We start from the raw sequence: 15,572 nt of genomic DNA on the forward strand, positions 1-15,572 counted from the left end.
CTCCTGTCTAGCGAAGGCTGGATGAGAAGGTACGGTGCTCAGCGCAGCATCTGCTGCAGGGCACCGGCAATATCGGTAAAGGCACCGTTGAGATCCGGGCCGGGCGTAGCGTTCGCGCGTGCCAGCGGGCGGCCCTGCGCGGCGACGATGATCTTCAGTGAGCGCAGCAGACGGGCTGCGGCTTCGGCCTGTGGATGCCCCTCGCGCTGGGCGCGCAGCAGCGCCTGCACTGCCGGGTTGTCGAGATTGAGGTACAGCCGCGACGGCGCGCGCGACTCGATGCGTGCGGTGAACTGCCGGGCCAGGCGCAGCGCGGCCATCGACACGCGCTTGTCGTTCTCGTCGTCTTCCAGGCGCTGCTTCAGCTCGGCTTCGCGGTCGGGCACCACCACCACCGGCAGCGACTCGGGGCTGAAGCGTGCCGGCAGCAACTGCTCGCCGTCGCCCAGCTGCTCGCGCAGCCATGCCAGCTGCGCCTCGTCGAGGCTGTCATCGCTTCGGAACAGTGCACGGTTACCCTGCTCGGTCCCCAGTTCAACCAGGCGCAGTCCCTTGGCCTGGGCCCAGCGACGCAGGAACGGCACGACTGCATAGCGGTGGCCATGCGCGACCGGTACCCCCATCGCGCGGAACAGCATCTCCTCGAAGCCACCGCCATTGTCGAGAATCACATGCACGGCACCACGCGCCGGCAGCGCACTGGCCGGCAGGTCGCCCTGCGAAGTCGGCACGCGCACGTGCTCCAGCAGCAGGTCGAACAGGCGGTCATCGCACAGCGCCGCGCCCAGCAAGGCCTCATTATGGCGCGTGAGAACGCGTCGCCAGGCTTCCGGCTGCTGCCGTGCGACGTCGGCCAGGCCATCAATCAGCGCCTCCAGCAGCGCGTGCTGCACGGCCCGGTACTGGTCATCGCGCTGCAGGTCTTCGCGGCTGGCGGTGGGCGTCAGCCGCGAGGATTCGATCACCCCGCCGATGAAACCGGCCCACGGCGGCAGCAGGTCGCGCGCATCGTCATCCAGCAGCATGCCGCGCACGAACACCGAAAGATTGCGGTTGTCACTGGTGCCGTAGGTAGCGCCGTCCTGGACCCACAACAGGCCGGTGGCATCGCTGTCGCCATCCGCGCGCAGTGGCACGGTGACGATCGGCTCGAAATCGTGCTCGAAGCGCGCAGCGAACTGCAGCGCCTGGCGACGCGCCTGCACCGGATGCACGACGACGTCACCCTGGCTGCGCCATGGCGGCGGCTCGGGGTTGAGCGCCTCGGCCGCAGCACCGATGAAGATCGGCTCGGACAGCAGCGCGCAATAGCGGCCCAGCACCTCGTGCAGGCGCGCCTCGTTGGCCAGCGGCAGGAAATCCGGATGCAGCTCCAGTTCCACCTCGGTGCCAACCGCGCGCGCCGGCATTTCGCTGACGGTGTACTGCTCGGCATTGCTGGACACGTACAGATGACCCAGTTCCGGCGTCTGGTACGAGGTGGTACGCACGCTGACCCTGCGCGCCAGCACGAAGGCCGACAGGAACCCGAGGCCGAACATGCCGATCAGGCCTTCATCGTCCTCCCCGCCCTGGCGCAGGCCCCGGGTGTAGCCGACGCCCACGGTAGCCAGGTAGTCATGGATTTCCTGGCGGGTCAGGCCGGCACCGGTATCGGTGATGCGCAGCACGCCGGCAGCGGCATCGACCTGCACCGAGATGCGCGACGGCACTTCGATGCCAGGCTGCTCGATGCGGCGACGGATGATCGAGTCATGCGCGTTCTGCACCAGCTCACGCAGCGCCACCACCGGGGTGGAATACAGGTGCTTGCCCAGCACCGTCATCAATCCATTGAGATCGACCCCTGCGCGACGGATTTCGGCGTTGGGGGCGGTGAGCGTGGTGTCCTGCATGTAATCGTTTACTCCTGGGCACGGAAAGACGCCAGAGGGCGCCTTCGTCGAGCGGGAAAAACTAGCACAGGCAGGCTGACCGTTGCCGTATACGACGTTTGTAGAGGCAGGGCCGCGCGCATCACGCCGCGTCGATGGCCTCGGACAGGCGCTCCACCGCGATCACTTCCATGCCCTTCACCGAGCCGCCCTTGGGCGCGTTGGCCTTGGGCACGATGGCGCGCTTGAAACCATGGGTGGCCGCCTCGCGCAGGCGGTCCTCGCCGTTGGGCACCGGGCGGATCTCGCCGGACAGGCCAACCTCGCCAAAGGCAATCGTCTTTTCCGCAAGCGGCCGGTCCTGCAGCGAGGACAGCACCGCCAGCAGCACCGGCAGGTCGGCCGCGGTCTCCTGTACGCGGATACCCCCGACCACATTGACGAACACGTCCTGGTCGCCGACCAGCACGCCGCCGTGACGGTGCAGCACGGCCAGCAACATGGCCAGGCGGTTCTGCTCCAGGCCGACCGCGACACGGCGCGGGTTCGACAGCGGCGATGCATCGACCAGTGCCTGCACCTCCACCAGCAGGGGCCTCGTGCCCTCGCGGGTGACCATCACGCAGCTGCCCGGCTGATGGGTGCTGCCGCCGGACAGGAAGATGGCCGATGGATTGGAGACTTCCTTCAGGCCCTTGTCCCCCATCGCGAACACGCCCAGTTCGTTGACCGCACCGAAGCGGTTCTTGAACGCGCGCAGCAAACGGAAGCGGCTGCCGCTCTCGCCTTCGAAGTACAGCACCGCATCGACCATGTGTTCGAGCACGCGCGGGCCGGCGATGCCGCCCTCCTTGGTCACGTGGCCGACCAGGAACACGGCGGTGCCGGTCTCCTTGGCGAAACGCACCAGCCGCGCTGCGCTCTCGCGCACCTGGCTGACCGAACCCGGTGCGGCGGTCAGGCTCTCGGTCCACAGGGTCTGCACCGAATCGGCCACGATCAGCCGCGGGCCCGCCCTGGAGGCATGCTGCAGGATCGACTCGACGCCGGTCTCGGCCAGCGCGTTGACCCCATCCAGTGGCAGTTCCAGCCGGTGCGCACGACCGGCCACCTGAGCCAGCGACTCCTCGCCGGTGACGTACAGCACCGGCAGTTCGGCCGCCATCTTCGCCACTGCCTGCAGCAGCAGGGTCGACTTGCCGATGCCCGGGTCACCGCCGACCAGCACCACCGCGCCCTCGACCAGGCCACCGCCGAGCACGCGGTCGAACTCGCCGATGCCGGTGCTGACCCGGCGGTGCTCGGTCTGCTCCACGTCCTTCAGCGCGGTGATCTTCGGCGGATCGATCTTGCCCGCCCAACCCGCCCAGCGCGACGCCGGCGCCTTGGCCGCCGCCGCGCTCTCCAGCACGATTTCCGACAGCGAGTTCCAGGCGTTGCACTCGGTGCACTGGCCCTGCCACTTGCTGAATTCGGCGCCGCATTCATTGCAGACGTAGGCGGTGCGGGCTTTGGCCATCGGATGATTTCCAGCAACGGGAACAGGCGTGGCAGGATAGCCGAGCCGGGTCGCAGGTGCTGCGACCGCTCAAGTCCCGCCTGCCCGCGCCGATAGCTGTCGCGGGCGTGCGCCTTGCGGGCGCCCCCTCCCTCCCCCTCTGGATTCAACATGACTGGCAGTTACAGTCAGAGCCTGGTCGCCATCTCCCTGCTGGTGGCCATTCTTGCTTCGTACACGGCGCTGGACATGGCCGGCCGCCTGGCCACCGCCGAAGGCCGCGTGGCCCGCTGGTGGCTGGCCGGCGGCGCGGCGGCGATGGGCCTGGGTATCTGGTCGATGCATTTCATCGGCATGCTGGCCTTCGACCTGCCGATTCCGGTCGGCTACGACCTCGGCATCACCTTGTACTCGCTGGCCGTGTCGATCGGCGCCTCGGCCTATGCGCTGTGGCTGGTGTCGCGGTCCAGCCTGCCCTGGCGACGTCTGCTGGCCGGCGCCGTGCTGATGGGCCTGGGCATTGCCACCATGCACTACCTGGGCATGGCCGCGATGCGCATGCAGCCGGGCATCGACTATCACCCGGGCTGGTTCGCTGCCTCCATCGCGGTTGCCATCGGCGCCGCCGGTGCGGCGCTGTGGATTGCCTTCCGCCTGCGTGCCGAGCAGCGCAACACCACGCGCCTGCGCCTGCTCGCCTCACTGGTGATGGGCCTGGCCATCGTCGGCATGCACTACACCGGCATGGCCGCGGCGCGCTTCCCGGAGGGCAGCATCTGCGGCGCGGTCGGCAGCGGCGGCATCGACACGCGTTGGCTGGCGGTGCTGGTGATCGTCACCACGGTGGCGACCCTGGGCATCGCCCTGGTGGCCTCGCTGTTCGACCGGCAGATGCGCGTGCGCACCGGGCTGCTGGCCGATTCACTGGCACACGCCAACGACAGGCTGATCCAGGCCGCCCTGCACGACCCGCTGACCCAGCTGCCCAACCGCATGCTGCTGCAGGACCGCATCGAGCAGGCCATCGAGAAGGCGCGGCGGCGCAACCAGGCGGTGGCGGTGATGTTCTGCGACCTGGACGGCTTCAAGGCGGTCAATGATGCGTACGGACACCAGCTGGGAGATCGCCTGCTGGTGGCGGTGGCGCAGCGTATCGGCGGCCTGCTGCGGCCACAGGACACCTTCGCCCGCCTCGGCGGCGACGAGTTCGTGATCGTGCTGGCCATCGATGTTCCCGACGATGCAGTGGTGGTCGCCGAGCGGATCATCGCGGCGGCGGGCGAACCGTTCCTGCTGGATGCAGCCGAGCTGCAGGTCAGCGCCAGCCTGGGCATCGCCCTGTATCCGGCTGATGCCGGCAACGAGCGCGAGCTGATGGCACACGCCGATGCGGCGATGTACCACACCAAGGAGACCGGCCGGAACGGCTATACGTTCTTCACCCCCTCGATGCAGCTCAGTGCCAACCGCCAGCTGCGCCTGCTGCAGGACCTGCGCAAGGCCATCGCCCGCGACGAGCTGGTGCTGCACTACCAGCCCAAGTTCCCTGCCGCCGGCGCACCGGCCACCGGCGCCGAAGCGCTGCTGCGCTGGCAGCATCCCGAGCTGGGCCTGCTGGCGCCGGATGTGTTCATTCCCATCGCCGAACGCAGCGGTCTGATCCTGCCGATCGGTGACTGGGTACTGGACCGTGCCTGTGCACAGCTGCGCGCGTGGCACGATGCCGGACATTCCGAATGGTCGATGGCGGTGAACCTGTCACCGTTGCAGTTCGCCTCGCCGGCGCTGCTGGACAGTGTGCGCGAGGTGCTGCAACGGCACCGCATCGAGCCGGCGTGCCTGACCCTGGAGATCACCGAGACCACGGCGATGAAGGACGTGGACGCCAGCCTGGCGATTCTCAACGACCTGACCGCGATGGGCGTGCACATTGCCATCGACGACTTCGGCACGGGCTATTCCAGCCTGCTCTACCTGAAGCGCATGCCCGCCACCGAACTGAAGATCGACCGCGCGTTCGTGCACGATCTGGAATGCAATGAAGAGGATGCCGCCATCGTCTCGTCGATCATCGCGCTGGGGCGCACCCTGCAGCTGCAGGTGGTGGCAGAGGGTGTGGAGACGCAGGCACAGCGCGAGTACCTGAGCGAACTGGGGTGTGATCAATTGCAGGGTTACCACCTGGGCCGACCAATGGACGCCGAGGAGTTCCTGCGCCGGGTGGGGTGAGACCCCATCCACGCATGGCGTGGATCTCCTGGTAGAGCCGGCCGCTGGCCGGCTTCCCGCAATTGCCGGCCAGCGGCCGGCACTACCCCCCTGTGCCGGCCATGCCAGTTGGGATGAGGCCGATGGCTTTGGGGTCGGATCCCTTGCTGCAGGCAAGGATTCAGACCCCATCCACGCATGGCGTGGATCTCCTGGTAGAGCCGGCCGCTGGCCGGCTTCCCGCAACTGCCGGCCAGCGGCCGGCACTACCCCCTGTGCCAGCCATGCCAGGTGGGATAAGGCCGATGGCTTTGGGGTCGGATCCCTGGCCGCAGGCAAGGGCTCTGACCCCATCCCCGTACAGCGTGGATCTCCTGGTAGGGCCGGCCGCTGGCCGGCTTCCCGCAATTGCCGGCCAGCGGCCGGCACTACCACCGCGCGTGCCATTCCCGGTGGGCGCGACAAAAAAAGGCCGCCCGAGGGCGGCCTTTCTGCGTGGCAACGTCGCGCGGACGTCAGTGCATCATGTGCACGTTCATGTTGTGCATGACCCACAGGGTACCGACCACGATGATGCCGATCACCACCACGGTGAAGGCCGCAGCGTTGACGTTCCAGCGGCTTTCCGAAGAACGGTCCAGGTGCAGGAAGAACACCAGGTGGACCAGCATCTGCAGCACTGCCGTGATCGCGATCACCACACCGTTGACGGTGCGCGAGAAATCACCCGACATCACCATCCAGAACGGGATGACGGTCAGCACCACCGCCAGCACGAAGCCGATCAGGTACGACTTCACGGTGCCATGGCTTTCGCCGCCGGTGCCGTGGTCGTGTGCATGGTTGTCATGTGCCATTACAGCGCTCCATTGAGGTAGACGACGGAGAACACGCCGATCCAGATCAGGTCCAGGAAGTGCCAGAACAGGCTCAGGCACGCCATGCGGGTCTTGTTGGTCGGGGTCAGGCCGTACTTCTTCAGCTGCACGAACATCACCAGCAGCCACAGCAGGCCGGCGCTGACGTGCAGGCCGTGGGTACCGACCAGGGCGAAGAACGCCGACAGGAAGGCACTGCGGTCCGGACCGTAGCCCTGGTGGATCAGGTGCTGGAACTCCCACACTTCCATGCACATGAAGCCGAAGCCCAGCAGCCAGGTGATGCCCAGCCACAGGTACATCTGGCCCATCTGCTTGCGGTGCATGGCGATCATGCCCAGGCCGAAGGTCAGCGACGAGGTCAGCAGCAGCGCGGTTTCCCATGCCACGAACGGCAGTTCGAACAGGTCCTTCGCGGTGGGGCCACCATCGGTGCCGCCTGCCAGCACCACGTAGGTGGCGAACAGCGAGGCGAAGATGAGGCAGTCGCTCATCAGGTACACCCAGAAACCGAAGACGGTGTTGCCGCCGGTGTCGTGGTGCTCGTGGTCGTCATGGCCATGGGCCGCCGCATGCGCGGCGTGCCCGTGGCTCAGGGTCGAGGTATTGGTGCTCATGCCTTCAGCTCCGACTTCACCAGGCCCTGGGCTTCCAGGTGCTTGCGGTGTTCGTTCTCGATGCGTTCCACCTCGGCGGCCGGGACCCAGTAGTCCACGTCCTGGTCGAAGGTGCGGTAGATGAACGTGGCGATCATGCCGACGAAGCCGACGATGGCCAGCCACCAGATGTGCCAGATCATCGCGAAGCCGAACACCAGGCTGAAGGCACCGATGACAACGCCCGTGCCGGTGTTGCGCGGCATGTGGATGTCGGTGTACTTGGCCGGCTTCGGCCAGGCTTCACCACGCTGCTTGCGCTCCCAGAAATCGTCCAGTTCGGTGACTTCCGGCAGGGTGCCGAAGTTGTAGAAGGCCGGCGGCGAAGAGGTTTCCCACTCCAGCGTACGGGCATCCCACGGGTCGCCGGTCAGGTCGACGGTCTTCTTGCGGTCGCGGATCGACACGGCCACCTGGATGATCTGGCACAGGATGCCGGCACCCACGATGAAGGCACCTGCGGCGGCGATCAGCAGCAGCGGCTCGTAGGCCGGGTTGACGGTGCTCTGCAGGCGACGGGTCATGCCCATGAAGCCCAGCACGTACATCGGCATGAAGGTCACGTAGAAGCCGATGAACCAGCACCAGAACGCGCACTTGCCCCAGAACTCGTTGAGGCGGAAGCCGAACATCTTCGGCCACCAGTAGGTGATGCCGGCGAACATGCCGAACACCACGCCGCCGATGATGACGTTGTGGAAGTGGGCGATCAGGAACAGGCTGTTGTGCAGCACGAAGTCGATGGCCGGGATCGCCAGCATCACGCCGGTCATGCCGCCGATGACGAAGGTGACCATGAAGCCGATGGTCCACAGCACCGGGGTGGTGAAGTGCACGCGGCCGCGGAACATGGTGAACAGCCAGTTGAAGATCTTCACGCCGGTCGGGATCGAGATGATCATCGTCGTGATGCCGAAGAAGGCATTGACGTTGGCACCCGAGCCCATGGTGAAGAAGTGGTGCAGCCACACGATGAACGACAGCACGCCGATGCAGGCGGTGGCGTAGACCATGCCCTTGTAGCCGAACAGCGCCTTGCGCGAGAAGGTCGCGATGACTTCGGAGAACACACCGAACGCCGGCAGGACCAGGATGTACACCTCCGGGTGACCCCAGATCCAGATCAGGTTGATGTACAGCATGGCGTTGCCGCCACCGTCATTGGTGAAGAAGTGCGTACCCAGGTAACGGTCCAGGGTCAGCAGCACCAGGGTGATGGTCAGCACCGGGAAGGCAGCGACGATCAGCACGTTGGTCACCAGGGCGGTCCAGGTGAACACCGGCATCTGCATCAGCTTCATGCTGGGGGTACGCATCTTCAGGATGGTGATGAAGAAATTGATACCGCTCAGCGTGGTACCCAGGCCTGCGACCTGTAGACCCCAGATGTAGTAGTCCATGCCGACGCTTGGACTGTATTCGATGCCCGACAACGGCGGGAACGCCAGCCAGCCGGTGGCAGCGAACTCACCGATCCACAGCGACAGCATGATCAGCACAGCGCCCGACACGAACAGCCAGAAGCTGAGCGAGTTGACGAACGGGAACGCGACGTCGCGCGCACCGATCTGCAGCGGCACGGCTAGGTTCATCAGGCCGGTGATCAGCGGCATCGCCACGAAGAAGATCATGATCACGCCGTGGGCGGTGAAGATCTGGTCGTAGTGGTGCGGCGGCAGGTAACCCTCGGACCCGCCGACGGCGAGCGCCTGCTGGGTACGCATCATGATCGCGTCGGAGAAGCCGCGCAGCAGCATGACGAAGGCGACGATGAGGTACATCACGCCGATCTTCTTGTGATCCACCGAGGTGAACCACTCCTTCCACAGATAGCCCCACAGCTTGAACTTGGTGATCAGGGCCATGACGCCCAGGCCACCCAGCACCGCGCCGACCAGGGTGGTCAGCACGATCGGATCGTGGGGGATCGACTCAAGAGAGAGTTTTCCCAACATGTTCATTCTCCCGAACCCGCGTGGCCAGCATGGCCAGCGTGTTCGTGTTCGGTGGCATCCAGGTTTTCACCCGATTCCTTGGAATCATGCGCGTCACTGGGGGCATGCCCCTCGTGCGCTTCATGGCTGGCGGCATCGGCAGCGGCGGCACCGGCGTGCGAGTGCTTCATGCCGTAATGCTTGTTGTCGCCCATGTGCTTGGCGATGACCCAGTCGAACAGGCCTTCTTCGGTCTTGCCGAAGTAGGTGACCGGATACCACTCGGCGTTGCGTGCTTCACCCAGGGCCTTGAACGAGGCCTTGTCCAGGGTCTGCTCACCGGCACGGACCTGGTCCAGCCACTGGCGGTATTCGGCATCGGTGACCGAGTAGGCGGTGAAGTGCATCTTGGCAAAGCCTGCGCCACTGTAGTGCGAGGACATGCCCGGGAATTCACCGGTCTCGTTGGCGATCAGGTGGAGCTTGGTCTCCATCGCAGCCATCGAGTAGATCATGCTGCCCAGGTGCGGGATGAAGAAGGCATTCATCACCGAATCGGACGTGATCTTGAAGTTCAGCGGCGTGTTGACCGGGAACTTGATTTCGTTGACGACCGCCACCTTCTCTTCCGGATAGATGAACAGCCACTTCCAGTCCAGCGAGATCGCCTCGATGGTGACCGGCTTGACGTCCGATTCCAGCGGACGATACGGGTCCAGCGCGTGCGACGAACGCCAGGTCAGGACCGCCAGCACCAGCACGATCATGCAGGGAATGGACCACACCACCACCTCGATCGCCGTCGAGTGGGACCACTTCGGCTCGTAACGGGCCTTGGTGTTGGAGGCGCGATACTTCCACGCGAAGGTCAGGGTCATGATGATGACCGGGATGACGACCAGCAGCATGAGCACGGTGGCCGTGATCAGCAGGGTCTTCTCATCCTGGCCGATCTGGCCCTTCGGACTGAGGATGGCCACGGCATCGCAGCCGGTGAGCATCACCAGCAACGACAGCAGCAGGCCCGGGCGCAACCAGCGCCCAAGGGTTTTCAACGGAATCATCGGTCGATCCAATTGCGAGGGAATGCCGTTCCCCGTCCTGCCTGTTCCGGCCAAAGCCGGTCCCACCGGTCCGGAAGACAGGTAGGGAGGTGGGTCGAGTCAGCCTTTCAATTTTAGGCCGTCACCCACCATTTAAGAAAGGCATTGACATTGATCGAGCGCAGGAAAGGCCCGATTCTGGCTGCGACACGTTGTCGCACCGCGCGGGCGTGACGGGACGCATGGCCCAGGGCGGCATTCCGGCCCTGGACGTTCGCGGGCCGTTCGCCCTCGTTCGGCAAAGTCACCTGAATCGGTTCAGGCGTGCTGACGGGTGCCTGGCATGGGATGCTCGGCACAGGAGGAAGACCCCGATGGACAAGATCGACTTCAAGAAGCGCGACCGGGCACTCTATCACCCGCCCGCCGGCCAGTTCGTACCGGTCGATGTACCGCCCCTGCCCTACCTGATGGTCGATGGTCGCGGCGACCCGAACACCGCCCCGGCCTACCTGCAGGCGGTGCAATGGCTGTACTCGGTGAGCTATGCACTGAAGTTCGCCCTGAAGGCCGGGGGCCAGGACTACGTGGTGCCACCGCTGGAAGCGCTTTGGACCGCCGAGGATCCGTCGAGCTTTGTGGCACGCCGCAAGGATGAGTGGAGGTGGACGGCGATGATCCGCACGCCGGATGGGATCCGTCCAGCGCAGTTGGAGGCTGCCATTGCCAAGGCGGCGAAGAAACTGGGCGACGTTCCGGCCAGCCTTCGCCACGACATTCTTGAAGAGGGCCTCTGCCTGCAGACGCTTCACGTGGGCGCCTACGATGACGAGGGTCCGGCCCTGGCCCATCTGCACGACGAACTGATGCCCGCACTGGGTTACACCTTTGCCGGCCCCCATCATGAGATCTACCTGAGCGACCCGCGCAGGACCGACGCGACGCGGTTGAAGACTGTGCTGCGGCAGCCCGTCCGCGCGGAATGACCGCCTGCGAGCACCGCTCTGACAAGGGAGCAGAAGATTCATGCCCCTGATTGATCGTTTACTGCGCTGGACCACCCTGCCCACCGGGCGCCGCGCCTTCGCGCTGCTGTGCAGCGAGTTGTTGCTTGTACTGGCCTGCAATCCCGACCTGCTGCCGCTGCTGTCGCTGATCGATGCACTGGGGATGGATGTGGTGGTGTTGCTGCTGGCCGCACAGGTAACGGTGGTACTGCCCTGGCTGCGGGAACGCACCGGGCGATGGTTCCGGCTGGCCATGCGGATCACGGTCGGGGTGCTGGCCGGGGTGATCGGCGGCTATCTGCGGCAACTGGTGATGCTCGTGCTCATCAGATCCGGCACCTGCTGCGCTATATATAGGGCTTGATCCTCCGGGCCTGCAGGGAAGACATGAAACAGCTCGCTATCACGCTCGGTGCACTGCTGCTGTCCGGCAGCGCATGGGCCGATACACACCAGACCGGAAAAATCACCAAACTGGTTGTCGAATCCACGTTCGTTTCCGTATGGCTGGAAGGCCAGCCCACCAACAACGAGTGTGCTTCCGACGGGCGCTGGACAATCGATCTGACCAGCGACAAATCCGGACGGGAAAAGTACGCGGCCATCCTGTCGGCGGCGTCATCGCGGACACCGATCGGCTTCCACGCACTCACCAGCGAAGGTTGCGGCGTGTTCGGAGCAAAGAAGATCTACTATTTCGATCTTGCTTATTAAGGCGGCACTCCGCGCAGACGTGCTGCTCAGCGCTTCGGGGCTGGATCTGCGATGCAGACCTTCTCCCCAAGGCGCAGGGACTTGCCATCCCCGTGCCCTGCCGATGAACGATCAAGCGGCCAAAAGCAGACACTGATACCGGAAAGGTCATTGCCATAGTCTTCGGGGATGCCGGTCATGGCAATGCCCATGACTTCATTCCAGCCCGGCGCGCCACACTTCAGGCAAGCTGCCGCGCTCGCCTTGGCTTTGCCTGGTGTCCATCGCGCGGGCGGAAGGCCCATTCGCCCGGCTTTCCATTCGACATACCGGGAATGGAAGGCAATTGAAAATCCACGCCCCATGTCCACCGTTGTCGTCGAGGCGTCTGCGGGAACCGTCGATTCAACCCGGATCGTCACCGGCCGGTCGGGCAACGTGGCGCCGACCTCAATGCAGTAGGTCGGCGCGCAGGCCTGCGGTACAGAGGGCGGCGGCGCAGCGGATGCCACCGCCGGGAACAAGGCGATTAGCACGACACCCGAAGAAGCAATCCGCGCGATCATTTTCTCTTGTCATCCTCAACGAGCGTCTTGAACTGCTGCTCGCTACCGTTGCCGTTGTATACGTGGTTCATGAAGCTTGTTTCAAACGACTTCAGCAGGTTGCCACCGGTATTGGCCATGATCTGGTCCTTGCCGAATCCAGGCTTGTAACCAGTGAATTCACGCCCCCCGCCCTTGCCCGCCGCCTCAAGGTAGCCATCGGACTTCCGACCATCCCCCAAACCCGGCACAAAGTGCAGAGAGTCATGCAGGGTCGCCCCCTTGGCATCACTGCGGGTGGAGTCGATATGGGCCACCGATCCGTTGTATCCCCTCACGATGCCTTCGCCACGGATCGTATTTGAATTCTGTCCTGGCGATACGTCCATGATGTTGCCACGGGGATACATGTTATTGCGAAGCGGAACGATGACGAACCGGGTACCGTCTTCAGTAACCAAACCGGCGGCCGCCTTCACCTGGCCAGCGATGAAGTCGGGGGTCGCCCCTGCGCCCTGATAGTAGATGGGAATGTAGACGGTACTACCGGCCTGGTAAGCCACTCGCCCATCCGGATCCGTGAATCTGTAAGGATTCCCATTGGCATACCGGTACCGGTTGAACTGCCCAACCTGCTGCTCTTGCGCCGTTACCGGATCCACCGACAGGAACACCCCCAACTGCGGGTCCATGTACCGCTGCTGCATGTAACTCAGCCCGGTAGCCGAGTCGCTCACATGCCCGGTATACCCCGGCCCGTCCGTGACCTGACCACCGACCACGGCTCCATAGGGCTCGTAGTCATTGCGCCTGGTCACGTTGCCGCTGGCATCTGTTTCAGCCACGACCGATCCCAGGGCATCGGTATGGATGTACGTGATGGTCGTCTGGGCGATTGCAATTGGTGAGAGGCCAAGCCCGATCAGCAGCACGCAGCACGGCCAGATGCCTGCCACACTCTGCATTCGAATCCAAACTTCAAGTCCTCCGATGCGCATCGACACACCGCCTGTTCCCCCGAACCTGCGCATCCCCGCAATTCCTGAAAGTGCCTTGAAGCAAGGCCGGGTATTGATAGCACAGGAAGGATGCCTGGGAAATCGACCCCCCAAGTCTTGAGATCGAAGGGCAGCTGTTCACCCAAGCCCCATGCACTGAAGCCTGGCGCGCCTTCAACTGAAACATGAAGTGCGAGCTGAGCGATACTGAGCCGCCGATGACCAGAGAAGATCCGCCCATAACGCGCTAGAACGCGGTCGGGCTGACCTGGATAAGTCCGTCATGGGCCAGAGCGAGGCGGATGCTGGTTTTGCTGCCTGCGGCCACCATGTGGGAAATCTCGCGCCTGTGAGCCGACTCATCGCCCCACTTGCAGAGCCCCTTGCCAGCAAAACTTGCGCTGACGATTCGATTCCCGGCGGGAACGGTCAACGTCACCGACTCACCTCGCCGCAGATGCGCTGCCAAGGTGCCATCGATATACAGTGCCAGCGGGCATGCGCCACCGATCGCGCCGACGTCCCGCGTCACCACTACCTGTCCGGAAGCACTGCCCCCGGCTGTGTTGAACGCAAACACGCGGTCGGTAGGCACCGGCTGCGCCTGGTCGGCGCTGATCTGGCGGGTCGCGCAACCGGCAAGGACGATGGTCGCAACCAGATACATCAGGATCTTCTTCATTGCATCCCCTGTTGATTGAAGCAGGCGCTCTTGCCGAAGACAGCATGCATCCCGCGCAGCAATGGTAATAACCCCGGCAGGGTACGTATATGGCCCGTGCGTTGATCAAGCCATCCCCGCGCCTGCGCCCGCGTTCATTGCTACGGGCACCACAGGCGGTAGATCTCCGCAGATAGCGATACATGGATGCCCATCGTCCAGAGCCTGATGAGGCCGACACGCACATTGCGGTCGAATCACGTTCCTGGTGCTCAACCTTTTCCAGCTCATGCCGATAGGCAGATGCCGGGGCTCCACGCTCCAAGTTCACAAGGATGATGACTCACATGGGCGTACGGGATTGTCACATGTTCTCGAAGCAGCGGGCATATGGGACACGCGCCATGCGCATGGCGGCAGCGATCACCCGTTCTTCAAGCACAATTTCAGGAATTCGAATCATTTTGATGTCCTGATTGGAGGGCGCCCCTATCCTCCGAAGGCAATTGCCAGCTGTGCCCATGGCCTCGCAACGGGCCAATACCTCCCGACTTCCGAATTTGCCGGCGCAAAGGACGGACTGTGGCACAGAAGATTCAAAGCACTGGGCTTCCAGGTCGTAGAGAAGAAGCTGCGGGATCCCGTGCATGCCCTCAGGGGGAGTGGCCCAGCGAAGAGTATCGAAAAGGACATCAACGACATCCTGTCCTCCACGCATCTTCCGGCCACCAAGCGCAAAGCGCTCATCGAAGCCAGGATCGGCCAGGGTCGATTCCGCAGGGGCGTTCTCAAGCGATGGAATCAGGGGTGTGCAGTAACCGGATGCACCGCCCTTGAGGCCCTCAGGGCATCCCACATCAAGCCGTGGCGTATGCGACGATCGGGAGCGACTGGCCCCCGAGAACGGATTGCCACTCACTGCAACGCTCGATGCCCTGTTTGATCGACATCTTGTTTCCTTCAACGGGACGGCCTGATCCTGATATCCAATACGCTCGACGATGAACTATCTGCCCTGGGCATCAACAGGAAGATGAGGATCAAGGGCCGGCTCACTCCTCGGCAAAAGCCCCTTTTCGCGGAACATCGGCGAAACCTGGCCTAGTTGTTCGTTGCGCCACGCCGTGTCACCCGAGGGCTTGGCTGGGAAAACCACAGAGCGAGGCCAGAATGGTGATGCATGTGGGCGCTCTCCGCATCAGCCGCACGAGTGATGCCTCTGGCAAGGTCAGGGCTACCTCCAAGGTGCTTGCTGCCCCCTCATACTCCCCCGGGTTCCTTCCGACTATTCGTATGAGGTCGCGAGGAGTTAAGCACCTGGGACGCTGGAGGGGCGAGCTGATCCCGAGATTTGGAAATCGCGACCTGCCAGCCATGGGCTGGCACTCCTGGGGTTGCCGGCCAGCGGCCGGCACTACCAGAGCACAAAAAAGCCCCGGCCAAGGCCGGGGCTTTTCATTACAGCTGGTGCCGGAAACAGGAGTCGAACCTGCGACCTACGCATTACGAATGCGCCGCTCTACCAACTGAGCTATTCCGGCGGAGCCCGCGATTTTACGGGCTGGGCGCCCCGGCGG

Annotated in this window: 14 protein-coding genes and 1 tRNA gene; 4 read left to right on the top strand and 11 right to left on the bottom strand. The window is 64.1% G+C overall.

The genetic code is table 11. From position 1 onward, the window contains the following. Nucleotides 1-38: 38 nt before the first annotated feature. Both JLDANKMP_RS02795 and radA read right to left on the bottom strand, forming a co-directional pair. Nucleotides 39-1,895, bottom strand: a complete 1,857-nt coding sequence (locus JLDANKMP_RS02795; protein ID WP_012479525.1) for an ATP-binding protein — start codon at nt 1,893-1,895, stop codon at nt 39-41. 121 nt (nt 1,896-2,016) lie between these two features. Continuing rightward, entirely contained in the window at nt 2,017-3,393 is a 1,377-nt protein-coding gene (gene radA, locus JLDANKMP_RS02800; RefSeq protein ID WP_212560476.1) for a DNA repair protein RadA, read from the bottom strand. 150 nt (nt 3,394-3,543) lie between these two features. On the opposite strand from radA, the gene JLDANKMP_RS02805 reads away from it, so the two are divergent. Then, nucleotides 3,544-5,601 (top strand): bifunctional diguanylate cyclase/phosphodiesterase, encoded by a 2,058-nt coding sequence (locus JLDANKMP_RS02805; RefSeq protein WP_005412645.1) that lies wholly within the window; start codon nt 3,544-3,546, stop codon nt 5,599-5,601. Between the two features lie 494 nt (nt 5,602-6,095). Here JLDANKMP_RS02805 and cyoD read toward each other — a convergent pair whose 3' ends face one another. From cyoD to cyoA, 4 genes are read right to left on the bottom strand one after another with little or no spacing between them, the layout of a single operon-like run. Beyond that, a complete protein-coding gene (gene cyoD / locus JLDANKMP_RS02810) occupies nt 6,096-6,437 on the bottom strand; it encodes a cytochrome o ubiquinol oxidase subunit IV (protein WP_005408584.1) in 342 nt (113 codons plus the stop codon). Further along, complete coding sequence (cyoC, locus tag JLDANKMP_RS02815) at nt 6,437-7,075, bottom strand: cytochrome o ubiquinol oxidase subunit III (protein ID WP_005408583.1); 639 nt, start codon at nt 7,073-7,075, stop codon at nt 6,437-6,439. The genes cyoD and cyoC overlap by 1 nt, the downstream gene beginning before the upstream one ends. Then, entirely contained in the window at nt 7,072-9,069 is a 1,998-nt protein-coding gene (cyoB, locus tag JLDANKMP_RS02820) for a cytochrome o ubiquinol oxidase subunit I (protein WP_005408582.1), read from the bottom strand. Before cyoB ends, cyoC begins: the two co-directional genes overlap by 4 nt. Before the next feature lie 2 nt (nt 9,070-9,071). After that, nucleotides 9,072-10,112 carry a ubiquinol oxidase subunit II gene (gene cyoA / locus JLDANKMP_RS02825; protein WP_005408581.1) on the bottom strand — a complete coding sequence of 347 codons (1,041 nt, stop codon included), beginning with the start codon at nt 10,110-10,112 and terminating at the stop codon, nt 9,072-9,074. Nucleotides 10,113-10,465: 353 nt separating this feature from the next. On the opposite strand from cyoA, the gene JLDANKMP_RS02830 reads away from it, so the two are divergent. The 3 genes from JLDANKMP_RS02830 to JLDANKMP_RS02840 are packed head-to-tail and all read left to right on the top strand — an operon-like array spanning nt 10,466 to nt 11,812. Next, complete coding sequence (locus JLDANKMP_RS02830; RefSeq protein WP_043034112.1) at nt 10,466-11,077, top strand: GyrI-like domain-containing protein; 612 nt, start codon at nt 10,466-10,468, stop codon at nt 11,075-11,077. 40 nt (nt 11,078-11,117) lie between these two features. After that, nucleotides 11,118-11,462: a hypothetical protein gene (locus JLDANKMP_RS02835; RefSeq protein WP_212560477.1), complete on the top strand. Its 345-nt coding sequence runs from the start codon at nt 11,118-11,120 to the stop codon at nt 11,460-11,462. A gap of 23 nt (nt 11,463-11,485) precedes the next feature. Continuing rightward, entirely contained in the window at nt 11,486-11,812 is a 327-nt protein-coding gene (locus tag JLDANKMP_RS02840) for a hypothetical protein (RefSeq protein ID WP_212560478.1), read from the top strand. A gap of 26 nt (nt 11,813-11,838) precedes the next feature. Here the strand turns inward: JLDANKMP_RS02840 and JLDANKMP_RS02845 are convergent, their stop codons facing one another. From JLDANKMP_RS02845 to JLDANKMP_RS02865, 5 genes are all read right to left on the bottom strand, one after another. After that, nucleotides 11,839-12,357 (bottom strand): hypothetical protein, encoded by a 519-nt coding sequence (locus JLDANKMP_RS02845; protein ID WP_212560479.1) that lies wholly within the window; start codon nt 12,355-12,357, stop codon nt 11,839-11,841. Then, nucleotides 12,354-13,367, bottom strand: a complete 1,014-nt coding sequence (locus tag JLDANKMP_RS22245; protein WP_249336778.1) for an RHS repeat-associated core domain-containing protein — start codon at nt 13,365-13,367, stop codon at nt 12,354-12,356. Before JLDANKMP_RS22245 ends, JLDANKMP_RS02845 begins: the two co-directional genes overlap by 4 nt. 214 nt (nt 13,368-13,581) lie before the next feature. Continuing rightward, nucleotides 13,582-14,016 carry a lipoprotein gene (locus JLDANKMP_RS02855; RefSeq protein WP_212560480.1) on the bottom strand — a complete coding sequence of 145 codons (435 nt, stop codon included), beginning with the start codon at nt 14,014-14,016 and terminating at the stop codon, nt 13,582-13,584. A 343-nt stretch (nt 14,017-14,359) separates the two neighbouring features. Beyond that, nucleotides 14,360-14,914 (bottom strand): hypothetical protein, encoded by a 555-nt coding sequence (locus JLDANKMP_RS02860; protein ID WP_212560481.1) that lies wholly within the window; start codon nt 14,912-14,914, stop codon nt 14,360-14,362. Nucleotides 14,915-15,460: 546 nt separating this feature from the next. Next, a tRNA-Thr gene (locus JLDANKMP_RS02865) sits at nt 15,461-15,536 on the bottom strand. Between the last annotated feature and the right edge of the window lie 36 nt (nt 15,537-15,572).

The organism is Stenotrophomonas sp. PE591, assembly GCF_018320795.1.
In the GTDB taxonomy this organism is placed as follows: Bacteria; Pseudomonadota; Gammaproteobacteria; order Xanthomonadales; family Xanthomonadaceae; genus Stenotrophomonas; species Stenotrophomonas maltophilia.